Below are 22,839 nucleotides of genomic sequence, written 5' to 3' on the forward strand. Positions count from 1 at the left end.
GGCAGCATCGACCGCATGCTGCTCCGGTTCGTCCCCCGTGTGCTGGTCTGCCTGCTCGTCGCCCTGCTGACGGCGTGCTCGTCGAGCGACACGACCGCCACCCCTCCCGCGTCCTCGGCCGCCGGCCTGGCCACCGTGCGGGTCTCCCGGCTCCCCGCCGAGGCACGGCACACGCTCGCCCTCATCGACCGCGGCGGCCCCTTCCCGTACGCCAAGGACGGCGCCGTCTTCGGCAACTTCGAGGGACGGCTGCCCGCGCACGAGCGGGGCTACTACCACGAGTACACCGTCCGGACGCCGGGCTCGCGCGACCGCGGGGCCCGGCGCATCGTCACCGGGCGCGGCGGGGAGATCTACTACACCGATGATCACTACGACTCGTTCAGGGCGGTACGCAGATGACTCAGCGCGTGATCGAGCTCGACCTCGACGGCGTCACGGACAAGGCGGGCCTGATGGACCGCTGTGCCCGCGCCCTCGCCCTGCCCGACTGGTTCGGCCGCAACTGGGACGCGCTGGCCGACAGCCTCTCCGACCACACCGTCTGGCCCGAGGGGGCCGTCGAACAGGGGCTGCTGATCGTCGTACGCGGATGGCAGCCGTACGCGACGGCGCGGCCGGACGAGTGGGAGACCGCGCGGGACGTCTTCGCCGAGGCCGTCGACCGCACACCGGCGCTCACCGTGAAGCTCGCCCCGTGAGGGATCGCGCGTCGCGAACTCGCCAGTCCACAGCGTGAATCGGCCACGGCGCACCGCTTTCCCTAGTTTTCCTATCGAATTACTAGGAAAGTGTTGACGGTGGGCCGCGAGGCGCGTGAGGATGAGGGAGCCGACGAAGGAAGACTCCATGACCACAGCACTGAGCTGCAGTGACCGCCGCAGCCGCGGCCCGATGAAGCGGACGCTCGTGTGACGGTGACGGCGGACGAGGTGACCGGCGCGGGGTCCGGGCCGGTCGACTGGCTGCACATCGCCCGCGAGATCGCGGACGACCTCGCCACGGACGCGGTCGAGCGCGAGCAGGCCGGGAAGACACCGCTGGACGAGGTCGCGCGGCTCCGGGAGTCGGGGCTGCTGGCACTGCTGGCGCCGGCCGAGCACGGCGGCGCGGGCGCCGACTGGCGCACCGCCTACGCGGTCGTACGGACCGTCGCCGCCGCCGACGGGGCCATCGGGTATCTGCTGGGCAGCCACTACTTCCTCTCCTACAGCCCCCGGTTCTTCGCCGACCGCACCCGCGCCGACCGCATCGAGCGGGACTCGACGGCGGGACAGTGGTGCTGGGGCGGCGGCATCGGCTCGCACGAACCGCCGCTCATCCTGACCCCCAGGGCGGACGGCCACCTCCTGAACGGCTACCAGCGCTACGCCACCGGCGTCGGGATCGCCGACCGCCTGGTGGTCCGCGCCGCCCGGTACGGCACCGGCGAGCCGCTCGCCGTCCTGGTCGACCCCGCCCGCGCGGGCGTCGTGCTCGGCAGCGGCGGCGACTCCTTCGGGCAGCGGCTGGCGGCCGGCGGCGGCGTGGAGTTCGACTCCGTCGAGGTCGCCGCGGACGACGTGTTCGGCTCGCTCTCGCCGGACGAGGGCGTCCTGTCCCCCTTCGCCTCGCTGGCCGCGCCCACCGCGCGGCTGGTCTCCGTGCAGTTCTGTCTCGGCGTCGCCGAGGGGCTGCTGGCCGAGGTCCACGAGTGCGGCCGGACCGTACGGTCGCCGTGGCAGCCCTTCTCGGCGCAGCCCTGGGCGGACGGCGCACCGCAGGACCCGTACGCGCTGACGGCGTACGGCGAACTGGCCGTCGGCGCGCGGGCCGCGTCCGCCCTCGCCGACCAGGCGGTGGACGCGCTGCTGCGCGGGCTCGCGCGCGGCGAGGACCTCGACGACGAGGAGTGCGCGGAGATCGCCGTCCTGGCGAGCGTCGCCGAGGCCGCCGCGTCGCGCGCCGCGCAGGAGATCACCACCCGGGCCCTGGACGTCATCGGCGCCGACGCGGCCTCCTCCCGGCACGGCTTCGACCGCTTCTGGCGCGACGCCCGCACCCACACCCTGCGCGAGCCGGTCGCCCACCGGCTGCGGGAGGTCGGGGACTACTTCCTCAACGGGGCGCATCCGCCGTTCGTCCTGCCCGCCTGAGCCGGGGCGGGGCGTCCGCTCACAGGACGGCACCGGCTCGCCGCGAGGTGGCGAGCCGGTGCCGTCGGCGCTGTCGGCCGGGTCAGTTCCTCACCAGGAGGCCGCGGGTGCGCAGGACCCAGCGTTCCAGGGGGCTGAAGAGGAGCAGATCGATGGCGATGCCGACGAACAGGATGAGGATGATGGCCTCGAAGACCATCGCCATGTCGCTCGCGGTGCGGGCGTTCTCGAGGAGCTGGCCGAGGCCCACGCCGAGGTCGGGGAAGCTGGCGATGATCTCGGCGGCCATCAGGGAGCGCCAGGAGAACGCCCAGCCCTGCTTGAGGCCGGCGACGTAGCCCGGTAGGGCGGCGGGCAGGGTGACGTGCCAGATGCCCTTGACGCCGGTGGCGCCCATCGTGCGGCCGGCGCGCAGGAACAGCGGCGGGACCTGGTCGACGCCGGAGACCAGGCCGTTGGCGATGGAGGGCACCGCGCCGAGCAGGATGACGGCGTACATCATCGAGTTGTTCAGGCCCAGCCAGATCACCGCGGGCGGCACCCAGGCCACCGAGGGCAGCGACTGCAGGCCGGACAGGATCGGGCCGATGGCGGCGCGCACGAACCTCACCCGGGCCACCAGCAGCCCCAGCGGCGTGCCGATGAGCAGGGCGAAGAAGAAGCCGAGCAGACCGCGGCTGACGCTGGTCCAGATGTAGCCGAGCAGGTCTCCCTTGAGCCACGCGTCCTTGAAGGCGCTGGCGACCGCGCCCGGAGAGGGCAGCTTGGACGGGTCGTCGACCACCGGGTACAGCAGGAACCAGACGACGAGCACCACGGCGAGCGCGGTGACCGGCGGCAGGATCTTGGTGGTGAGGGTGTGCCGGAGGGTGGGGCGGCCGGCGGCCGAGGTCTCCAGGGCGTCCAGGCCCGCCTCGACGCCGGCGGCGTCCTGGACGGGAGTGGTGTCAGTGCTGGCCATGGCGGCGGATCTCCCCACGCAGGACTTCGGTGATCTCAAGGGACAGTTCGGCCACGGGCGCGTCCTCGATGCGGCGCGGCTGCGGGATGTCGACGGTCCACTCGCGGGCGATGCGGCCGGGCCGGGAGGACAGCAGGATCACCCGCTGGGCCAGCCGGACCGCCTCGCGCACGTTGTGCGTCACGAACAGCACCGACAGGCCGGTCTCGGCCCAGATGCGGGTCAGTTCGTCGTGCAGGACGTCCCGGGTGATGGCGTCCAGGGCCGCGAACGGCTCGTCCATCAGCAGCAGACCGCTCTCCTGGGCGAGCGCGCGGGCCATCGCCACGCGCTGGCGCATGCCGCCGGACAGTTCGTGGACGCGCTTGCCGTACGCGCCCTTGAGGCGGACCAGTTCGAGCAGTTCCTCGGCCCTGGCGCGCCGGTCGGCCTTGGCGACTCCGCGTAGTTTCAGGACGAGTTCGATGTTCTTGCCGGCGGTCAGCCAGGGGAACAGGGCGTGCTCCTGGAACATGAGGGCGGGCCGGCCGTCGGTGGTGATGGTGCCGGCACTGGGCGCGTCGAGGCCGGCCACCAGGTTGAGCAGGGTGGACTTGCCGCAGCCCGAGGCGCCCAGGAGGGTGACGAACTCGCCCGGCGCGACATCGAGGCTGATGTCGTCCAGGACGAGCTGCTGCCCGGCGGGGGTCGCGAAGGACTTCGAGACGTGCTCAAGCCGTGCCGCGTGCGTGAGCGACTCCTGGGCCCTGGCGATCGTCGTGGCCATGGTCGTCACCTCCTGGGTGTCTCGTCGGGTGCGGGGTCAGCTGGTGCCGAGGCCGGCGGCGTCGACCGGGCTCTCGCCCGCGGCCTTGAGGACCTTGTTGAGCAGGGTCAGGTCGTAGATGCCCTTGAGGTTCGGCTTCTCCAGCAGGCCGGCCTTGACGGCGTGGTCGGCCTCGGTGTTCAGCGTGGACGCCAGCGGGTCGTTGGTGATCTGGATGGACGACCAGGCGGAGTCGAGGACGTCGGTGGACAGGGCCTTGCCGGAGTCGATCGCCAGCTGCTTGTTGGCGGCGGTCTTGGCGGCGTCCGGGTTGGCGTTGATCCACTTGTTCGTCTCGACGGAGGCCTTCAGCATGGCTTCGACGGCCTTCGGGTGCGCCTTGAGGAACTTCTGCGACACGATGATGTTGGTGATTACGAACTTCTTGTCCGGCCACAGCGTCGACTCGTCGAGCAGCACCTTGGCGCCCTCGGCGACCAGCTTCGAGGCGGTCGGCTCCGGCACCCAGGCGCCGTCGATGGAACCGGCCTTGTAGGCGTCCGGCGTGATCTTGTTGTCCGTGCGGACGACGGTGACGTCACCCTTGCCGCTCTGCGCGTCGACCTTCCAGCCCTGGTCGGCGATCCAGTTGAGGAAGGCCACGTCCTGGGTGTTGCCCAGCTGCGGGGTGGCGATCTTCTTGCCCTTGACGTCGGCCAGGGACTTGATCTTCTTCGGGTTCACCACCAGCTTCACGCCGCCCGAGGCCGAACCGCCGATGATCTTCAGGTCGGTGCCGCCGGACTTGGTGTAGCCGTTGATCGCGGGGGAGGGACCGATCCAGCCGATGTCGATGGAGCCGGAGTTGAGCGCCTCGATCTCGGAGGGGCCGGCATTGAAGACGGCGTACTTGGCCTTGGTGGCGCCGAGTTCCTTCTGGAAGAAGCCCTTCTGGTTGCCGACCAGGGCGGTGGCGTGTGTCAGGTTGCCGAAGTAGCCGATCTTGACGGAGTCCAGGCCGTCGATCTTCTGCGACCCGGCGGCCACCTTCGCGGTGTCGTCGCCCTTGTCGGACTGGGACCCGTAACCGCACGCGGTGAGCAGGAGCGGGAGCGTCGTGACGACGGCGAGGGCGCGCAGGGCGGCGAGCGGTCTTACGGCAGACACGGAGGTGTCCTCTCAGGGAAAGGGTGACAGGGAGGTACGGAACGACGGGGCGTGAAGCCCCTCGGCGGCACTGCTGGGCGGGCCGGTCCGGTGGACGGCGGCCTCAGACAGGGCGACAGATGGCGCTGGACGTACGGCCGAGGTCGATGTGGCGACGCGAGGTCAACAGGGGCAGCGACAGGTCTGCGAGGTCGCGCGTCCTCATGCCCACCCCTCGGTTCCCTAGCTTTCCTACCTGGTTGCTAGGGATCGTGACAGAAGGCGGCGCCCACCCCAAGGGGTCGTCCATATTATGGACATGGTTGTTTCATGCATTGAGATGATGAGATGGCGGCCCAGCGTGTCAGCCGTTTTCCGGGTCCCTGCGCCCCGCCGGACCGCGGAAGGTCAGGTTCGAGAAGGAGTGGCCCTGGAAGACGGGACCGTACTGCGTCCCGCCGGAGATCGTGTTGACCACCGGCCCGCTGCCGGCGAGGTCCTCGACGAGGTGGCGGAGGTCGTCGGCGGCGTCCGGGTGCTGTTCCAGGAGGCGGCGCAGGCGGAGTCGCAGCGTCGCCGTGACGTCGGCGGTGACGTGCGGCTCGTCCGGGGTGCCGGCCGCGGCGGCGAGCGCGGCGCGGGACTCGTCCAGGTCCTCGCCTACGGTGTCCGCTCGGCCGGTGCGGGCGAGTATCCGTACCAGGCGCTGCTTGGTCTGCTCCCAGGCGTCGGTGACCATGAGACCGACGACGGTCGTCGCCCCGGTCCCGACAAGCGCCGCCAACTCCGCGTCCACGGTGCCTCCTTGGGGGCGTCGCGTCCTGGATGTCCGGTTCTCCACGGTAGGTGCGGAGTGGTGGATGCGGCCAGGGTGCGGTGGCGTGGGCCGCGTCTGCGGTTGCGTGGCGAAGCCCTTTGCTAACGGGAGCGGCGAGAGCTGACCAAGGTGTCAATTCACCTATCAAACAGGCAAGTTGGCGCGGTCGCACTGGGTTTCGCGAATGTGATGCAAGGCCTCCCGTAGATCGGATAAGTTCGGCCCGCCGACGGTCGATCGCCGGCCTTCCGACATGAACACGATGAGGTGTGCCTTGAGCAACTCCGAAAGACTCCGCGCGCAGTTCGGTCAGGCCGCGGACACCGACCTGGTGAACCCCCTGCGCTGGATGTGGTGGCTCCCGGCGTAGGCAGCGAGGCCGGCTCCTGAGAACAGGGGCTCAGGAGCCGGTCGGCTTGTGTTCCGTCAGGTCCTGGAGCAGCCGCTCCGCCTCCGCCTGTGCGCCGAGGGAGCGGTACAGGGCGGCCGCCCGTTCCGCGTGGTGGCGGGCCTGCTGGGCGCCGCCGGGACGCTGGAACGCCGTGCGGGCCAGGCCCGCGAGGGCCTGCGCGGAGCCCAGGGGGAAGTCGACGCCCTCCGCCACCGCGAGCGCCTCCTTGTACCCCTTGAACGCGATGTCGAGCCGTCCCGACTCCCGCTGCACATCCGCCGTCCCGATCAGCGCGCGCAGCCTCTCGTACGGGTTGTCGATGCCGGCGGCGACCTGCTCCGCCATGGAGAGATGCAGCAGCGCCTCGCCCCGGCGCCCGGACTCGGCGTGGGCCATGCCCAGCCTGATCAGGACGTCGGCCTCGCCCAGCACGTCACCGCTGCCGCGGTGGGCCGTCAGCGCCCTGCGGTAGCAGGCCAGCGCCTGGTCGGTGCGGCCCGTCGCCTGGTGCACGGCGCCGAGGTTGGTGTCGAGGATCGCCAGATCGGCCGGGCCACCGTGTTCCCGCATCAGCGCGAGAGAGCGTTCGTAGCACTCGCGGGCGGCGTCGTGACGCCCCTGAAGGACGGCCAACTCGCCCCTGTTGTTGAGGGCCTGGGCCAGACCGTACGGGTCGGGCAGCGTCTCGTAGATCTCCTGCATCGACTCGACCCGGTCCAGAGCCGCGTCGTACTGCCCCGCGTAGTAGAACGCGACGCCCTGCACATTGAGGCACTCGGCCTCCCCGCAGCGGTCGCCGGCCTCTCGGTACAGCGCCAGCGCCTGTTCCAGGGCGTGCATCGCCCGCGAGCCCTGGCCGGCGGCGAGGCGGGCGCGGCCGGACTGCAGGAGGGCGTCGGCCTGCCCGGCCGCGTCGCCGAGGTCCCGGTGGATCGACAGGGCCTCGGTCGCGCACCGCAGGGCCTCCGCGTGGTCGCGTTGGGCCAGCAGATCGGCGCGGGCCGTCAGGGTGTGGGCGAGCGCGGGCCGGTCGCCCGCGGCGCGGAGGGCCGGCAGGGCGGCGTCGAAGAGCTCGGCCGCGGTGTCCCACGCGCCCCACAGTCTGAGGGAGCGTGCCAGGACGGCCGGGAACAGCGCCGCGTACTCCGGATACCGGGCCGCCGCCGTGCGGGCGACCGCCAGCAGGTTGGCCCGCTCCACCGTCAGCCACACCGATGCCTCGTCCGCGTCGGCGAACTCCGGGGCATGCCACGCCACTTCAGTGCCGGGATGCCACGCGACCGTCCGGCGGTGGGGATGCGCCGCACGCTCGGCCCGGTGCGCGCCGGTGAGATGGTGGGCCACGAGACGGCCGACCGCGGCTCGGGCGGCACCGTCGGAGTCGCCGGTGCCCGAGTCGGCGTCGGCCCGCAGCCCGAACGCCCGGGTCAGGTCGTGCAACCGGTACCGTCCGCGGACCGGCTCGTCGAGGAGACTGGCGTCCAGCAGCTCCTCGACGCACCTCTCCAGCAGCCCTGGCTCGTCCTCCAGGTCGGCCCCGGCCAGTGCGGCCGCCGCGCCCAGGGCGACGTCGGGGCCGGGGTGCAGGGCGAGCCGGCGCAGCAACAGCCGCGCCGGGGAGGTGAGTTCGGCGTACGAGAAGTGGAAGGCGGCGGCGATCCGGCCGTCGAACTCGCCGAGCGGGTCGGGCGCGTGCGCCAGCCGGTCGAGCAGGTCCTGCAGCACCCACGACTCCCGGTGGCGCAAGCGGCTCGCCAGCAGCGTCAGGGCCAGGGGGTGGCAGTCGACGGCCTCCACGACCCGGGTCAGGGCCTCGGGCTCCGCCGCGGTCCGCGACGCGCCGACGATGCGGGTGAAGAGGGCGGCGGCCTCCGCCCGGGACAGGGCGTCGACCCGCACGAACGTGGCACCGTCGAGCCCGGCCAGCCGGCTCCGGGTGGTCACCACGGCCAGGCAACCGGGGGTGCCGGGCAGCAGGGGCGTCAGCTGGACGGCGTCCCTGGCGTTGTCGAGCACCACCAGCGCCCGGTGCCGCGCGGTCCACTCCCGCCATCGCGCCGCCCGCTCGTCGGGCGTCGGCGGCAGCTCACCGGACCAGCCGGCCGAGCGCAGCAGGAGGGCCAGGGCCTCGGCCGGAGCGAGCGGCTGCTCGCTGCTGTAGCCGCGCAGGTCGACGTAGAACTGCCCATCCGGGTAGGCGGCGGCGAGTCGGTGTGCCGCGTGCACCGCGAGCGCCGTCTTGCCGATGCCGGGCATGCCGTGCACGACGGTGACGGGCAGGGCGCTCGACGCGCCGTCCGAGGCGGCTGCGCCGGCCGTGGCCGCAGGCGTCGACGGGGCCAGCAGGATGCGCAGTTCGCTCGCGCGTCCGGTGAAGTCGGGGGTGTCCCGCGGCAAACAGTTGCGGGACTCGGCGGCGGGCGCGACGGTGACCGTGTCCGCGGTCCCCGTGCGCATGAGGGTGCCGTCCTGTTCGAGCATGCGCAGATGCAGTTCCTGGAGTTCCGCGCCGGGCTCGATGCCCTGACCGGCGTGCAGCCGGGCGCGCGTGTCCCGGTAGACGGCGAGCGCCTCGTCGGGCCGTCCGGACCGGTACAGCGCCAGCATCAGCGCGCCGATCACCTTCTGCGCCAGCGGGTTCTGCGAGGCGAGCTCCTGCAGTTCGCCCACGAGATCGGCGTGCCGTCCCAGCTCCATGTCCAGGGCGATGCGTTCCTCGCGCACCCGGCGGTGCTCCTCCACCAGCCGGGCGCGCGCCGACAGCGCCCAGTCGTGGTCGGCGAACTCCGGCAGCGGCTCCCCGCGCCACAGTGCCTCGGCGGTGCGCAACAGCCCGATGGCCAGCTCGCGTTCGCCCCGTGCCGCCGCCTCCGCCGCGTCCGCGCGCAGCCGTTGGAAACGCAGCAGGTCGATGTCGTCGGGGTCGGCGCGCAGTTGGTACAGCCGCGGCGAGGGGCGGTCCAGTCGGGCCAGTTCGTCGCCCACCGCCCGGCGTAATCGCCCCCGCAGCCGGGAGAGGTAACTGTGCAGTGTCCCCTGGGCGGTCGGCGGCGGCCGGCCGTTCCAGACCCGGTCCGTCAGCGTGTCCACGGACACCGGTTCGCAGCGGGCATGGATCAGTACCGTCAGCACCCTGCGCTCCTGCAGGGAGCCGAGTCCGTACTGCCGGCCCTCGTGCCACAACTCCAGCGGTCCCAGCGCGAGAAGGTCCACCGTCACCCCCGATGGATGTTCCTGCCACTTTCGGCGCGGCCGTACATGTGTGCGGAACTCACTCCACTGTTCTGCCGGATCGCGGGGTGGAGTCAGAGGCGCACTGGAGCGCAAGGGGCGCACAGGACCGGTGCTTTCGCCGGGACGCGAGGACTGCAGGATTCCTGCAAGCCCGTCATCCAACCCCCGGGGCACGCCACCCTCGACGGCCGCCGCGGAGCGGCCCGGACGACATCCGACAAGAACCGGGGGACGACGATGAGCGTGACAGTGCCCGAAGCGCACTGGAGGCATGTACCGGTACGGCCCGACGTCGAGCGCTGGGCGACCCGCCGCACCCGCAGGCGGCTCCTGGTCGTGGTGCACACCGTGATCGCCGGGCAGCGGCTGCTCGACACGGTACGGCTGCTGGAAGGCGACAACCGGGTGCAGACCTTCTTCACCCAGGCACCCGACGTGTTCGGCAACGGCGTGGCCGCGTTCCTGGACCGGCTGCAGGGACTGGTGGTCCCGTGGAGCCAGGCGGTGCAGACGCGTTTCGACCTCGCCCTGGCCGCGAGCCACGGCAGCCTGCACGAACTGCACGCCCCGGTGATCGTGCTCCCGCACGGAGCCGGTCACAACAAGCTCACCCCGGCCGGACCGCCCGGCCGGCCGGTGGCGCAGCGCGGTGTGTACGGCCTGAGCAGGCAGCGGCTGGTACGGGACGGCGTGCTGGTGCCCGAGGCGATCGTGCTCGCCCACGACGAGGAGCTGACCCGGCTCGGCCGGGAATGCCCCGAGGCCCTGCCGGTGGCCGAGGTGGTTGGCGATCCGTGCTTCGACCGCATCGCCGCCGGCCTGCCCTTCCGCGCCCTGTACCGGGACGCCCTGGGCGTGCGGGCCGGACAGCGCCTGGTCCTCGTCACCTCCACCTGGGGGCCCGACTCCCTGCTCGGCCAGGGCTGGGAGCTCCTGGAGCGCCTGGTCGGCGAACTGCCCCGGGACGAGTTCCGCATCGCCGCGCTCCTGCACCCCCACGTCTGGACCGCGCACGGCGTCTGGCAGGTCCGGGCCTGGCTCGCCGGACTGGGCCGCTCGGGCCTGACCCTGGTCAGCCCGTACGGCGACTGGACCGGAGCGGTCGTCGCGGCCGACTACGTCGTCGGCGACCACGGCTCGGTCACCCTCTACGGCGCGATGACCGGCGTGCCCGTCCTCATGGCGGGCCGGCCCGACGCCGACGTCGATCCCGGCTCGCCGCTCGCCGAACTCATGTCCTTCGCGCCGCGCCTGCGCCCGGACCGGCCGCTGCGCCCGCAGCTCAGGCGGAGCGAGGCGACTTGCCGTACGCGCCGGTACGAGCGGGTGGCGGCCCGCATCTCCTCCGAACCGGGCCGCTTCTGCCGCAAGATGCGCGCGCTGCTCTACCGCAAACTGCGCCTGCGCGCCCCCGCCCTGCGGCCGACGACGGAACCGGCACGCCTCCCGCTCACGGTGCGCTACGACGAGCCGGGCAGTGTGGGTGCCCCATGACGGCGCCCTCCCGTGGCCCCGTGTGCCGGGTCCGGGCCCTGCTGCTGCACCCGGTCTCCAAGACGCTCACCGTCGACGAGCACGTGCGCGTCGCCCTTCCCGCGCCCGCGGCGCCGCTCGGTGACGTGCTGGTCGGACGCGGTACGGACGCGGCCGGAGCGATCGAGACGGCCTGTGCCCACCCCGGAGCACTGGTGGTCGCGGTGCACGACGGCCCCCGCTGCTGGCTCCGGTTCGCCCCGGACGGGACGGTGGTCGCACTCCGGGTCCGCGGCGACCAGGGCCCGCGGCTGTGGCCGGTCCTGGCCTCGCTGGCCCATGCCTGGCTGGTGGCGGGGCTGCCCGCCGGCGAGTTCGGCGCGGCGGCGTCGTACGCCCTGGGGCTTCACTCGCCGCCTTCCAGCCGCCCGAGCCGGCGGCGCGCCGCTTCCGCCTCCTCGGAGCCGGCCCGGCCCACGGAGGCGTAGAGCTCCAGCGCCTCCCGGTACCGGTCGCGGGCGGTGCCGGCCGCGCCGCGTCGCTCGGCGACCTCGGCCAGAGCGGCGACCGCACGGGCCATCTCGGAGCGTGCGGCCGTCTCGCGCAGGGTCGTCAGGGCGGACGACAGGTGCTCGTCCGCCTCGTCGACCCGGCCGAGGGCGAGTGCCGCGCGGCCCAGCAGCAGGGTCGCGCGGGCGGCGTTGTACGTGTCGCCCTCCTGGCCGAGCGTGCCGCACGCGGCGTCGGCCTGCTCCAGCGCCGACGCGGGGTGGCCGGTGGCGAGGGCGGTGTCGGCGAGGTTCAGCCGGGCCAGCGCCCCGGCCCGCCGGTCGCCGTGCGCCGGCAACTCCTCGGCGGCGCGCCGGAAGTGGTCGGCCGCCTCCTCCGGCCGCCCCAGACGCTGCAGGGCGAGCCCGCGGTAGTTGAGCGTGCGGGCATGCCCGAGCCGGTCGCCGGCGTCCAGGAAGAGCCGCGCCGCGTGCGCGAACATCTCCAGCGCGCGTTCGTGGTTCCCGGCGCCGAGCTGCCCCACGCCGCCGGAGGTGAGCATCCGGCACTCGGCCGCCGTGTCGCCGAGCTCCCGCGCCGCCGCGAGCCCCTCCTCGTGCGCGGCCTGCCAGTCGTCGTAGAACTTGCGCCGCAGGAAGAGCGGCCACAGCGCGTCCGCCAACTGCCAGGCGACGGACGGGAAACCCGCGCCGCGCGCCTGCCGGATCACGGCCAGTGCGGCCGGCAGCTCCCGTTCCAGCCAGTCCAGGGCGGCCTGCGGAGCGGACCCGACGTCGGCGGTGACCACCGGGCCGGGCCCGTAGTCCCGGGCCATGGTGCGGTGCTGCGGATCGACGAGCTCCTCGGCGCGGGTGGCGCTCGCCAGGTAGTGGTCGGCGATACGGCGCCGGGCCGTCGCGCGCTCGGACGGCGGCTCGTCCTCCCGCGCCTTCGTGGCCGCGTGCAGCCGTACGAGGTCGTGGAAGCGGTGGCGTTCGTCCCCGGCGTCCAGGAGCAGGCTCGCGTCGTGCAGCAGGTCCAGCAACTCCGTCGCGCTGCGCGGCGACTCCGCCCTGCCCTCGTCACCGGGGCCGGCGCACAACGCGGCCGCCACCTCGCTGCCGAACTCGCGGCCGGGATGCAGCCCCAGCAGCCGGTAGAGCCGGGCGGCCGGGGCGGGCAGCGCCCGGTACGACACGTCCAGGGCCGCCCGTACGTCGTGGTCGCCGTCGATCGCCAGCGCCTCCAGCCGGCCGTGCTCCTCGGCGAGGGCGCGCACCATCGTGGCGATACGGCGCTCCGGCCGCGCCGCCAGCCGGGCCCCGGCGACCCGGACCGCCAGGGGCAGCCCGGCGCACAGCTCCACCAGGGTGCGCGCGGCGTCGGGCTGCGCGGCCACCCGGTCGTCGGACAGGGTGTCGGCGAGCAGTTCCACCGCCGCCTCGGGGGCGAGGGGGTCCACGTGGACGGGGAAGCAGCCGTCGACGGTCAGTCCCGGCAGTCTGCTGCGGCTCGTCACCGCCGTAACGTTTCCGCCCGCGGGCAGCAGCGGCCGCACCTGGGCCGCGGTCGCGGCGTCGTCGAGCAGCACCACCAGGCGCCGGTCGGTGGTCAACGACCGGTACAGCGCGGTGCGTTCGGCCAGGGTCGCGGGCACCTGGGGCGCGGCGACCCCGAGGGCCCGCAGGAACCGCCCGAGCACCTCGTCCGGGAGCGCCGGGCCGTCGGGGGACTGGGCGCCGAGGTCGGCGTAGAGCTGTCCGCCCGGAAAGTGCGGGCGCAGGCCGCGCAGCCATCCCAGGGCGAGGGTGGTCTTGCCGACCCCGCCCAGCCCGCTCACCGCGGCCAGCACGGGCCGCTCCTCCCGGGCGGCGCGGGCCCGGTACCGCTCCAGCGCGGCCAGCTCCCGGGACCGGTCGACCACGCGCACGGAGGGCGGGAACTGCCAGGGCGTGCGCACCGCCGTCTCCGCGTCCGGCCCGATGCGGATCCCGCCGTGGACCGTACCGGCCTGGATGACCGGGCCGTGCACCGTGCCGCTCAGATCGTTGCCGGTCCCGAACTCGTGACTGCGCACTCGTGGCCCCCCGCGGCAAATGCGAACCGGTTCCCAGGGTGGATCATTTCCGCACGTGTGATCGATATCCGTGCCGGCGTCCACGCGGCGGGAAGTGATCGCTCCTGCCCGCCCCGCCCTCTTGGAGGATCCTCCCAAAGGCCGCCTGACCTGCCTGGACGATCCGCCCGGGCATCGCATTCCGGCCGACATGGGACAATGAAGTACGTGCTCTTCCCCCTGGCTGACCTGTCCGGGGGCCACCTCTGATCGACTGGGATGTGCAGCACGTGCGTTTCCTCAACGACATCCAGCCCGCGTACGACCTGACGTACGACGACGTCTTCATGGTCCCGAGCCGCAGCGCGGTCGGCTCGCGGCAGGGCGTGGACCTCAGCTCCCCGGACGGCACGGGCACCACGATCCCGCTGGTCGTCGCCAACATGACCGCCATCGCCGGCCGCCGGATGGCCGAGACGGTGGCCCGGCGCGGCGGTCTCGTGGTCATCCCGCAGGACATCCCGATCGAGGTCGTCACCGACGTCGTCTCCTGGGTGAAGAGCCGCCACCTCGTCCTCGACACGCCGATCGTGCTCACCGCGCACCAGACCGTCGCCGACGCGCTGGCCCTGCTGCCCAAGCGGGCGCACAACGCCGGCGTGGTCGTCGACGAGGCCGGCCGCCCCGTCGGCGTGGTCACCGACCGGGACCTGACCGGCGTCGACCGCTTCACGCAGCTCGAAGTCGTCATGTCGAAGGACCTGCTGCTCCTCGACGCCGGCATCGACCCCCGCGAGGCCTTCAACCGGCTCGACGCGGCCAACCGCCGCTACGCCCCCGCGGTCGACGCCGAGGGCCGCCTCGCCGGCATCCTCACCCGCAAGGGCGCCCTGCGCGCCACGCTCTACACGCCGGCCACCGACGCCGAGGGCAGGCTGCGCATCGCCGCCGCCGTCGGCATCAACGGCGATGTCGCCGGCAAGGCGAAGCAGCTGCTCGACGCGGGCGTCGACACGCTGGTCATCGACACCGCGCACGGCCACCAGGAGTCCATGATCAGCGCCATCAAGCTGGTCCGGGACCTGGACCCGCGGGTGCCGGTCGTGGCGGGCAACATCGTCGCCGCCGAGGGCGTACGGGACCTGATCGAGGCCGGCGCGGACATCGTCAAGGTCGGTGTCGGCCCCGGCGCCATGTGCACCACCCGCATGATGACCGGCGTCGGCCGGCCGCAGTTCTCCGCCGTCCTGGAGTGCGCGGCCGAGGCGAGGAAGTACGGCAAGCACGTGTGGGCCGACGGCGGCGTGCGGCACCCGCGCGACGTGGCGATGGCGCTGGCCGCCGGCGCGTCCAACGTGATGATCGGGTCCTGGTTCGCCGGCACCTACGAGTCCCCGGGCGACCTCCAGCAGGACGCCAGCGGGCGGCTGTACAAGGAGTCCTTCGGCATGGCCTCGGCCCGCGCGGTGCGCAACCGCACGTCCGAGGAGTCGGCGTACGACCGCGCCCGCAAGGCCCTGTTCGAGGAGGGCATCTCCACCTCCCGCATGTTCCTCGACCCGGCCCGCCCCGGCGTGGAGGACCTGATCGACTCGATCATCGCGGGCGTCCGCTCCTCCTGCACCTACGCCGGCGCCGCCTCCCTGGAGGAGTTCGCCGAGAAGGCCGTCGTCGGCATCCAGAGCGCGGCCGGCTACGCCGAGGGCAAGCCGCTGCACGCCAGCTGGAGCTGAACCGGCACCCGCCCGCACGGCCTCCGCCGCACACCGGAGCCCGTACGGGCGGGCCCGGGCCACACCGTCGCAGCGATGGAGACCACCGTCTGCCACGCCGCCGACGTGGCACTGCTCGACCGGCACATGACGCCCCCCTCGGAGCCACCTCGCTCCACGCCCGGCGCTGCGCCCGGCAGCAGGCGGGAGAGTGCGCCCACCTCGTCGCCTGGCTGGACGGTCGGCCCGTGGGGCGCGCGGAGATGCCCTGGACCTTCGGCGCCCCCGAGGTCACCGTGGACTTCCCTGAGACCGGCGGGCCGGCCGTCTGGCCGGAGGAGTTCCGCTCGGGCGGTATCGGGAGCCAACCGGTCCGCACGGCCGAGGAGTTGGCGCAGGGGCGGGGTCTGCCGGCGGTCGGCATCGGGGTGGGCCGGGACACCCCGCGCGACGCCGCGCTCCACGCCCGGCTCGGCTACCACCCGGTCGTCGACTGCCTCGACCGCTACGGCTGCGGCGGCCGGGACGGCGTGGAGCACGCGTGCGTGGACCCGTGCACCTTCCCTCGTCACCTCGTCACCTCGCCACCTCGCCACCTCGCCACCTCGTCACCTCGCCACCTCGTCAAGGAGCTGGAGCCGGCCGGCCGTCGCACAACGAATGGGCGTCCTGCCGCCGGGAACGCAATGATCTTGCGCGCACACGCAAGGTTGCTGCATTTCGCCTGCGAAGGCCCGCCCCGTAGGGTGCTGCGCTGTACGTGGCGTGGCGAGGACCCCGCTCGGTGGGTTCCCGTTCGCGCGGGAGTGCCGCCGGTCCCACCCGCCCTGACCGCAGTGACGAAGGAGTCAGCGCGTGCTCGACCAAGGCGCACCCCCGAACGACCGCCTCACCACCGCCCCGCCGTCCCCCGGCCTCGGCGCCCGCCTGATGCGCCGCAAGCCGGTGGAACGCCTGGTCGCGGAGGGTGGCCAGGGTGAGGGAGGGAGCCTGCGGCGGTCGCTCGGGCTGTGGCAGCTGACCATGATCAGCATCGGCGCCACCCTCGGCACCGGCATCTTCGTGGTGCTCGGCGAGGCCGTCCCCAAGGCCGGTCCGGCCGTGACCCTGTCCTTCGTGATCGCCGGACTCACCGCGCTCTTCTCGGCCCTCTCCTACGCCGAGCTGGCTGGCACCATCCCCGTCTCCGGTTCCTCCTACTCGTACGCATACGCAACGATGGGCGAACTGATCGCCTGGATCTGCGGCTGGTGCCTGGTGCTGGAGTACGGCGTGTCCGTCGCCGCCGTCGCCGTCGGCTGGGGCGAGTACCTCAACGAACTGCTCGACGGGACGATAGGCGTCACCATCCCCGACGCCCTGTCCGCCCCGCCCGGGGACGGCGGCGTGTTCAACCTGCCGGCGCTGATCGTCGTCCTGCTCGCCATGGCGTTCCTGCTCGGCGGCGCCCGCGAGTCGGCTCGCGCCAACACCGTCATGGTCTGCGTGAAGATCGCCGCACTGGTGCTGTTCTGCGCGATCGGCATCCAGGGGTTCCGGTCCGGCAACTACGCGCACTTCATGCCGCTGGGCATGGCCGGCGTCAGCGCCGCCGGAGCCACGCTGTTCTTCTCCTACATCGGCTTCGACGCGGCCTCCACCGCCGGCGAGGAGGCCAGGGACGCCCAGCGCGACCTGCCCCGCGCCATCATGCTGTCGCTGGTCATCGTCACCGCCCTGTACGTCCTCGTCGCCGCCGTCGCCGTCGGCGCCAAGCCCTGGCGGCGGTTCAACGACTCCGAGGCCGCGCTCGCCCAGATCATGCGCGAGGTCACCGGCCAGAGCTTCTGGGGAACCCTGCTCGCCGCCTGCGCGGTCATCGCCATCGCCAGCGTCGTGCTGACCGTCCTGTACGGCCAGACCCGCATCCTCTTCGCGATGTCCCGGGACGGCCTGGTGCCGAAGGTCTTCGCCAAGGTCCACCCGAAGACCGGCACCCCCCGCGCCAACACCGTGATCGTCTCCCTGTTCTGCGGTGTCCTCGCCGCCGCGATCCCGCTCGGCCAGCTCGCCGACGCCACCAGCATCGGCACCCTGTTCGCCTTCGCGCTGGTCAACATCGCCGTGGTGGTGCTGCGCCGCACCCGGCCGCACATGAACCGCACCTTCCGCGTGCCGCTCTCGCCGCTGCTGCCCGCGCTGGGCTTCGGCTTCTGCGTGTGGATGATGGGCAGCCTGTCCGCCGTCACCTGGGTCGTCTTCGGTGTCTGGATGGCCGTCGGGCTCGTGTTCTACTTCGTGTACGGCCACCGCCGCTCCCGACTCGCAACACCTGAGAGCTGAACCACCCACCGTGCTGAACGATCTCGACGAACGCATCGTGCACGCCCTCGCCGAGGACGCCCGCCGCTCCTACGCGGACATCGGGCACCAGGTCGGCCTGTCCGCGCCCGCCGTGAAGCGGCGCGTGGACCGGCTGCGCGCCACCGGCGCCATCACCGGCTTCACCGTACGGGTGGATCCCTCGGCCCTGGGCTGGGAGACCGAGGGGTTCGTGGAGATCTACTGCCGGCACAACACCTCGCCGGAGACCATCCGGCGCGGTCTGGAGCCCTACCAGGAGGTCGTGGCCGCGTCCACCGTCACCGGGGACGCGGACGCGATCGTGCAGGTCTTCGCCTCCGACATGCGGCACTTCGAACGGGTGCTGGAGCGGATCGCCGGGGAGCCCTTCGTGGAGCGGACCAAGTCCGTGCTGGTGCTCTCGCCCCTGCTGCGGCGCTTCTCGTCCGGGTCGCCGACGTAGAAAACCGGGGGACGGGGCCGCCCGGGCCCGCTTACCATCGGTGACATGACCTGGCGACATTGATCCTCCCGGCACGGACTCACCAGGACGCTGTACGCCTACGCGTTCCTGGACGACTTCATCCTGCTCTACCCGGTGTACGCGCTGCTGTTCAGCGACACCGGGCTGTCGGTCCCGCAGATCTCCTCCCTCTTCGCGATCTGGTCGCTGACCGGCGTCCTGCTGGAGGTGCCCTCCGGCGCCTGGGCGGACGCCGTCTCGCGCCGGCTGCTGCTGTGGCTCGGCCCGCTGCTCGCCGCGGCCGGCTTCGCCCTGTGGGTGCTCGTCCCCTCGTACGCCGCCTTCGCCGCCGGCTTCGTGCTGTGGGGCGCCCGCGGCGCGCTCGGCTCCGGGGCGCTGGAGGCGCTGGTGTACGAGGAACTGGAGCGGCTCGGCGCGGGGGAGCGGTACGCCCGCGTCATGGGCCGCGCCCGGGCGGCCGGGCAGGTGGGCGTGATGGCGGCGATGGGCCTCGCCGGGCCCGTGTTCGCCTGGGGCGGCCATCCGGCCGTCGGGGCCGCAAGCGTCCTGGCCTGTCTGGCCTCCGCCGTCACGGCGACACGGTTGCCGGAACACCGCTCGCCCGCGCACGGCGGGGAAGAGGACTGGGCGGCGACCCTGCGTGCCGGGCTCGGCGAGGCCCGCCGCGACCGCTCTCTGCGCGGGGCGATCCTCCTCGTGCCGGCCGCCGGCGCGGTGTGGGGCGCCCTGGACGAGTACACACCGCTGCTGACCCGGGACACCGGGGTGCCGGAGGCGGACGTCCCGTACCTGCTCCTGCTGATCTGGGCCGGCGTGACGGCCGGCAGCCTGCTCGCCGGTGTCTGCGCGCGGCTGGGCACGGCGGGGTTCGCGGCGCTGCTCACCGGGTCCGCGCTCGCGCTGGCGGCGGGCGCGCTGCTGCGCACGCCGGCCGGCCTCGGTCTGGTGGCCCTCGCCTTCGGCGGCTTCCAGCTGGCGACCGTGCTGGCCGACGTACGCCTGCAACGGCGCATCGACGACACCGGCCGGGCCACCCTGACCTCGGTCGCGGGCCTCGGCACGGACCTGGCCACCATCGCCGTCTACGGCGCCTACGGCTACCTCGCCGCCGCATCCGGCCACGCCACGGCCTTCGCCCTGAGCGCGGCGCCCTACCTGGCGACGGCACTGCTGCTGACCGCCGGGCGGACGGCACGGTCCCGAAGGCACCCTCGATAGCGGCAGGCCGGAGCCCCGCACGCCGCCGCGCAACGAATCGCCGCTTCCTGCCCCGTGCACGCAACAAACCGCTCTCCGGCGCGCAACGGCTCCTTCTTGTCCCGCCGAGCCCGCCCCTCGTACCGTCTAGATGGCCCTCAGCCCCCCCTTTCACCCGGTGAGGAACACCCATGCGCACCGCCCTGCTCCAGAGCTCCGGCCGCCCCGGATCCGTCGCCGAGAACCTCAAGGTGCTCGACGCGGCCGCGGGCCGTGCCGCCGCGGCGGGTGCCGGGCTGCTGGCCGCGCCGGAGATGTTCCTGACCGGGTACGCGATCGGCGACGACATCGCCCGCCTCGCCGAGCCCGGCGACGGCGCCGGCGCGGAGGCGATCGCCTCCATCGCCGGCCGGCACGGGCTCGCGATCGCCTACGGATACCCGGAGCGCGACGGCGGGACCGTCTTCAACTCCGCCCAGCTGATCTCCGCGGACGGCGACCGCCTGGCCAACTACCGCAAGACCCACCTCTTCGGCTGCTTCGAGCGCGACCACTTCACGCCGGGCGAGCAGCCGGTCGTCCAGGCCGAGCTGGGCGGACTGCGCGTCGGGCTGATGATCTGCTACGACGTGGAGTTCCCGGAGAACGTCCGCGCCCACGCCCTGGCCGGCACCGACCTCCTCGTCGTGCCGACGGCCCAGATGCACCCGTTCCAGTTCGTCGCCGAGTCGATGATCCCGGTGCGGGCCTGGGAGAGCCAGATGTACGTCGCGTACGTCAACCGGGTCGGACAGGAAGGGGAGTTCGACTTCGTCGGCCTCTCCACGCTGGCCGGCCCCGACGGGGTCGCCCGCACCCGCGCCGGCCGCGGCGAGGACCTGCTCCTCGCCGACGCCGACCCCGCCTTCCTCGCCGCCTCCCGCGAGGCGAACCCGTACCTCAGGGACCGCCGCCCCGGTCTGTACCGGTCGCTCGTCTGACCAGCCCCACCCTCACCAGCAGTTCTCGCAAGGAGTCCGTACCTCATGACGTCCACCGTGCCCAACGCCGTCGAGCATGCGGACGAGCAGCAGCTGCCGCCGATCACCATGTTCGGCCCGGACTTCCCGTACGCCTACGACGACTTCCTCGCCCACCCGGCGGGCCTCGGCCAGATACCGGCGACCGAGCACGGCACCGAGGTCGCGGTCATCGGCGGCGGACTGTCCGGCATCGTCGCCGCGTACGAGCTGATGAAGATGGGCCTGAAGCCGGTCGTCTACGAGGCCGACCGGATCGGCGGACGGCTGCGGACCGTCGGCTTCGAGGGGCAGGGCACCGAGGGCCTGACCGCCGAGATGGGCGCGATGCGCTTCCCGCCCTCCTCCACCGCCCTCCAGCACTACATCGACCTGGTGGGCCTGGAGACCCGGCCGTTCCCCAACCCGCTGGCCGAGGCGACTCCTTCGACGGTCGTCGACCTCAAGGGCGAGTCGCACTACGCCGAGACGATCGACGACCTGCCGCAGGTCTACCGCGACGTCGCCGACGCCTGGAACAGGTGCCTCGAAGAGGGCGCCGACTTCTCCGCCATGAACCGGGCCCTGCGCGAGCGGAACGTGCCGCGCATCCGCGCGATCTGGTCGCGGCTCGTCGAGAAGCTCGACAACCAGACCTTCTACGGCTTCCTCTGCGACTCCGCGGCCTTCAAGTCCTTCCGGCACCGCGAGATCTTCGGCCAGGTCGGCTTCGGCACCGGCGGCTGGGACACCGACTTCCCCAACTCCATCCTGGAGATCCTGCGGGTCGTCTACACCGAGGCCGACGACCACCACCGCGGCATCGTCGGCGGCTCCCAGCAACTGCCGCTCAGGCTCTGGGAGCGCGAGCCGGAGAAGATCGTCCACTGGCCCTACGGCACCTCGCTGAAGTCCCTGCACGTGAACGGCGAGCCCCGCCCGGCCGTGACCCGGCTGCACCGCGCGGCCGGCAACCGGATCACGGTGACCGACGCGAACGGCGACATCCGCACCTACAAGGCGGCGATCTTCACCGCCCAGTCCTGGATGCTGCTGTCGAAGATCGCCTGCGACGACTCGCTCTTCCCGATCGACCACTGGACCGCCATCGAGCGCACCCACTACATGGAGTCCAGCAAGCTCTTCGTGCCCGTGGACCGGCCGTTCTGGCTGGGCAAGGACGAGGAGACCGGCCGGGACGTCATGTCGATGACCCTCACCGACCGCATGACGCGCGGGACGTACCTCCTCGACGACGGCCCCGACAAGCCGGCCGTCATCTGCCTCTCGTACACCTGGTGCGACGACAGCCTGAAGTGGCTGCCGCTGTCCGCGAACGAGCGGATGGAGGTCATGCTGAAGTCGCTCGGCGAGATCTACCCGAAGGTCGACATCAGGAAGCACATCATCGGCAACCCGGTGACCGTCTCCTGGGAGAACGAGCCGTACTTCATGGGCGCGTTCAAGGCCAACCTGCCCGGCCACTACCGCTACCAGCGGCGCCTGTTCACGCACTTCATGCAGGACCGGCTGCCCGAGGACAAGCGGGGCATCTTCCTCGCCGGAGACGACATCTCCTGGACGGCGGGCTGGGCCGAGGGCGCGATCCAGACCGCGCTGAACGCGGTCTGGGGCGTCATGCACCACCTCGGCGGCACGACCGACCCGACCAACCCGGGCCCGGGCGACCTGTACGACGAGATCGCCCCGGTCGAACTGCCGGAGGACTAGAGCCCGGCCGCGCGTACGGCCTCGTAGAGCTCGGCCGAGACGTCCTTGAGCTCCTCGGCGTCCCGTGCGGCGCCCTGGAGTTCGAAGAAGAAGGCGTCGAGGCCGCTGCGCTCGGCGTGGGCCGCGAGGTCCTCGACGATCTGCGCGGTGCTGCCCTGGAAGGGGGAGCGGTCCGTGCCGTCGTACGCCTTGGGGGTGTGCCGCGCGTTGACCCGGACCATCGTCCCGATCGGCGCGGTGCGCCCGCGTTCGGCCGCCAGGTCCTGCAACTGCCGCCACTGCGTGGCCAGTCGCCCGGCGCCCATGGCGATGGGCATCCAGCCGTCGGCGCGGTCGACGAGCCGGGTCATCGCCTTCCTGCTGTTGGTGGGCAGCAGGATCGGGATCGGCCGGGCGGGCTTGGGCCCCACCACGGCCGAGGCGATCTTCGTGATCCGGCCCTCGTACGTCACCGGGTCCGGGCCCCACACCGCCCGGCACACGTCGATGACCTCGTCCAGGACCCTGCCCCGCTCCTCGAACGGGGCCACGCCGGCCGCCGCGTACTCGTCGAGCGACCAGCCCGTGCCGAGGCCCGCCTCCACCCGGCCGCCGCTCGCCGCGTCCAGCGTGGCGAGGGACTTGGCCAGCTGGAAGGGATTGTGCAGCGGCGCGACCAGGATGCTCGTGCCGAGCCGGACCCGCTCGGTCGAGGCGGCGGCCAGGGTCAGGGTGACCAGCGGGTCGGGCACACCGCGGTACATCTCGGGCCAGGGGAGGCCCTCGATGCCGTACAGGCCCTGGGTCGCGGGCTCCGGGAAGAGGGCGCGCTCGTAGACCCACAGGCTCTCGTAGCCGGTCCGCTCGGCGGCGCGGGCCACGTCGGGCACGTCCCGTCCGATGTCGTACTGCCGGGCTTGGGGAAGGCTCAGACCCAGTCGCATGGCCATGCGTACGCTCCTTCGCGTC

General features: G+C 72.8%; 19 protein-coding genes. 11 read left to right on the top strand and 8 right to left on the bottom strand.

Translation table 11 applies throughout. The features are described from left to right. Positions 1-15: 15 nt before the first annotated feature. From ACYF6T_RS23870 to ACYF6T_RS23880, 3 genes are all read left to right on the top strand, one after another. Positions 16-402, top strand: a complete 387-nt coding sequence (locus ACYF6T_RS23870; protein ID WP_461698855.1) for a guanyl-specific ribonuclease — start codon at positions 16-18, stop codon at positions 400-402. Continuing rightward, a complete protein-coding gene (locus ACYF6T_RS23875) occupies positions 399-701 on the top strand; it encodes a barstar family protein (protein ID WP_461698856.1) in 303 nt (100 codons plus the stop codon). Before ACYF6T_RS23870 ends, ACYF6T_RS23875 begins: the two co-directional genes overlap by 4 nt. Before the next feature lie 210 nt (positions 702-911). After that, the gene (locus ACYF6T_RS23880; RefSeq protein ID WP_461698857.1) at positions 912-2,135 is read left to right on the top strand and encodes an acyl-CoA dehydrogenase family protein; all 1,224 of its coding nucleotides are present in this window, start codon (positions 912-914) and stop codon (positions 2,133-2,135) included. 82 nt (positions 2,136-2,217) lie between these two features. Here ACYF6T_RS23880 and ACYF6T_RS23885 read toward each other — a convergent pair whose 3' ends face one another. From ACYF6T_RS23885 to ACYF6T_RS23910, 6 genes are all read right to left on the bottom strand, one after another. Continuing rightward, positions 2,218-3,096, bottom strand: a complete 879-nt coding sequence (locus ACYF6T_RS23885; RefSeq protein WP_461698858.1) for an ABC transporter permease — start codon at positions 3,094-3,096, stop codon at positions 2,218-2,220. Continuing rightward, positions 3,083-3,862: an ABC transporter ATP-binding protein gene (locus ACYF6T_RS23890; protein ID WP_461698859.1), complete on the bottom strand. Its 780-nt coding sequence runs from the start codon at positions 3,860-3,862 to the stop codon at positions 3,083-3,085. The genes ACYF6T_RS23885 and ACYF6T_RS23890 overlap by 14 nt, the downstream gene beginning before the upstream one ends. A 36-nt stretch (positions 3,863-3,898) precedes the next feature. Then, entirely contained in the window at positions 3,899-5,008 is a 1,110-nt protein-coding gene (locus ACYF6T_RS23895; RefSeq protein ID WP_461698860.1) for an aliphatic sulfonate ABC transporter substrate-binding protein, read from the bottom strand. 103 nt (positions 5,009-5,111) lie between these two features. Beyond that, entirely contained in the window at positions 5,112-5,297 is a 186-nt protein-coding gene (locus ACYF6T_RS23900) for a putative leader peptide (protein WP_461698861.1), read from the bottom strand. A gap of 54 nt (positions 5,298-5,351) precedes the next feature. Continuing rightward, a complete protein-coding gene (locus ACYF6T_RS23905) occupies positions 5,352-5,783 on the bottom strand; it encodes a hypothetical protein (RefSeq protein ID WP_461698862.1) in 432 nt (143 codons plus the stop codon). 421 nt (positions 5,784-6,204) lie between these two features. Next, complete coding sequence (locus ACYF6T_RS23910) at positions 6,205-9,414, bottom strand: AfsR/SARP family transcriptional regulator (protein ID WP_461698863.1); 3,210 nt, start codon at positions 9,412-9,414, stop codon at positions 6,205-6,207. A 252-nt stretch (positions 9,415-9,666) separates the two neighbouring features. Between ACYF6T_RS23910 and ACYF6T_RS23915 the strand changes: the two genes are divergently transcribed. Both ACYF6T_RS23915 and ACYF6T_RS23920 read left to right on the top strand, forming a co-directional pair. Next, positions 9,667-10,923 carry a hypothetical protein gene (locus tag ACYF6T_RS23915; protein ID WP_461698864.1) on the top strand — a complete coding sequence of 419 codons (1,257 nt, stop codon included), beginning with the start codon at positions 9,667-9,669 and terminating at the stop codon, positions 10,921-10,923. Continuing rightward, positions 10,920-11,390 carry a transcriptional regulator gene (locus tag ACYF6T_RS23920; protein WP_461698865.1) on the top strand — a complete coding sequence of 157 codons (471 nt, stop codon included), beginning with the start codon at positions 10,920-10,922 and terminating at the stop codon, positions 11,388-11,390. The genes ACYF6T_RS23915 and ACYF6T_RS23920 overlap by 4 nt, the downstream gene beginning before the upstream one ends. Here the strand turns inward: ACYF6T_RS23920 and ACYF6T_RS23925 are convergent. Beyond that, a complete protein-coding gene (locus ACYF6T_RS23925) occupies positions 11,309-13,468 on the bottom strand; it encodes an ATP-binding protein (RefSeq protein WP_461698866.1) in 2,160 nt (719 codons plus the stop codon). The genes ACYF6T_RS23920 and ACYF6T_RS23925 overlap by 82 nt on opposite strands. A 269-nt stretch (positions 13,469-13,737) precedes the next feature. Between ACYF6T_RS23925 and ACYF6T_RS23930 the strand changes: the two genes are divergently transcribed. From ACYF6T_RS23930 to ACYF6T_RS23955, 6 genes are all read left to right on the top strand, one after another. Beyond that, positions 13,738-15,180 carry a GuaB1 family IMP dehydrogenase-related protein gene (locus tag ACYF6T_RS23930; protein WP_461698935.1) on the top strand — a complete coding sequence of 481 codons (1,443 nt, stop codon included), beginning with the start codon at positions 13,738-13,740 and terminating at the stop codon, positions 15,178-15,180. An 834-nt stretch (positions 15,181-16,014) separates the two neighbouring features. After that, the gene (locus ACYF6T_RS23935) at positions 16,015-17,481 is read left to right on the top strand and encodes an amino acid permease (RefSeq protein WP_461698867.1); all 1,467 of its coding nucleotides are present in this window, start codon (positions 16,015-16,017) and stop codon (positions 17,479-17,481) included. A 10-nt stretch (positions 17,482-17,491) separates the two neighbouring features. After that, positions 17,492-17,944 (top strand): Lrp/AsnC family transcriptional regulator, encoded by a 453-nt coding sequence (locus tag ACYF6T_RS23940; protein WP_461698868.1) that lies wholly within the window; start codon positions 17,492-17,494, stop codon positions 17,942-17,944. A 135-nt stretch (positions 17,945-18,079) separates the two neighbouring features. Next, positions 18,080-19,183 (top strand): MFS transporter, encoded by a 1,104-nt coding sequence (locus ACYF6T_RS23945; protein WP_461698869.1) that lies wholly within the window; start codon positions 18,080-18,082, stop codon positions 19,181-19,183. A 170-nt stretch (positions 19,184-19,353) separates the two neighbouring features. Then, positions 19,354-20,142, top strand: a complete 789-nt coding sequence (locus ACYF6T_RS23950) for a carbon-nitrogen hydrolase family protein (RefSeq protein ID WP_461698870.1) — start codon at positions 19,354-19,356, stop codon at positions 20,140-20,142. 45 nt (positions 20,143-20,187) lie between these two features. Then, entirely contained in the window at positions 20,188-21,891 is a 1,704-nt protein-coding gene (locus ACYF6T_RS23955) for a flavin monoamine oxidase family protein (RefSeq protein ID WP_461698871.1), read from the top strand. On the opposite strand, the gene ACYF6T_RS23960 is transcribed toward ACYF6T_RS23955, so the two are convergent. Next, positions 21,888-22,820, bottom strand: a complete 933-nt coding sequence (locus ACYF6T_RS23960) for an LLM class F420-dependent oxidoreductase (RefSeq protein ID WP_461698872.1) — start codon at positions 22,818-22,820, stop codon at positions 21,888-21,890. The two genes, ACYF6T_RS23955 and ACYF6T_RS23960, sit on opposite strands and share 4 nt — an antisense overlap. Positions 22,821-22,839 lie beyond the last annotated feature (19 nt).

The sequence above is a fragment of the Streptomyces sp. 7R007 genome, from assembly GCF_054850255.1.

Coding starts and splice junctions, on each gene's coding strand:
- ACYF6T_RS23875 (WP_461698856.1), top strand. CDS start 399: ATGACTCAGCGCGTGATCGAGCTCGACCTCGACGGCGTCACGGACAAG.
- ACYF6T_RS23900 (WP_461698861.1), bottom strand. CDS start 5,297: ATGGACGACCCCTTGGGGTGGGCGCCGCCTTCTGTCACGATCCCTAGC.
- ACYF6T_RS23955 (WP_461698871.1), top strand. CDS start 20,188: ATGACGTCCACCGTGCCCAACGCCGTCGAGCATGCGGACGAGCAGCAG.
- ACYF6T_RS23915 (WP_461698864.1), top strand. CDS start 9,667: ATGAGCGTGACAGTGCCCGAAGCGCACTGGAGGCATGTACCGGTACGG.
- ACYF6T_RS23885 (WP_461698858.1), bottom strand. CDS start 3,096: ATGGCCAGCACTGACACCACTCCCGTCCAGGACGCCGCCGGCGTCGAG.
- ACYF6T_RS23890 (WP_461698859.1), bottom strand. CDS start 3,862: ATGGCCACGACGATCGCCAGGGCCCAGGAGTCGCTCACGCACGCGGCA.
- ACYF6T_RS23950 (WP_461698870.1), top strand. CDS start 19,354: ATGCGCACCGCCCTGCTCCAGAGCTCCGGCCGCCCCGGATCCGTCGCC.
- ACYF6T_RS23960 (WP_461698872.1), bottom strand. CDS start 22,820: ATGGCCATGCGACTGGGTCTGAGCCTTCCCCAAGCCCGGCAGTACGAC.
- ACYF6T_RS23920 (WP_461698865.1), top strand. CDS start 10,920: ATGACGGCGCCCTCCCGTGGCCCCGTGTGCCGGGTCCGGGCCCTGCTG.
- ACYF6T_RS23870 (WP_461698855.1), top strand. CDS start 16: ATGCTGCTCCGGTTCGTCCCCCGTGTGCTGGTCTGCCTGCTCGTCGCC.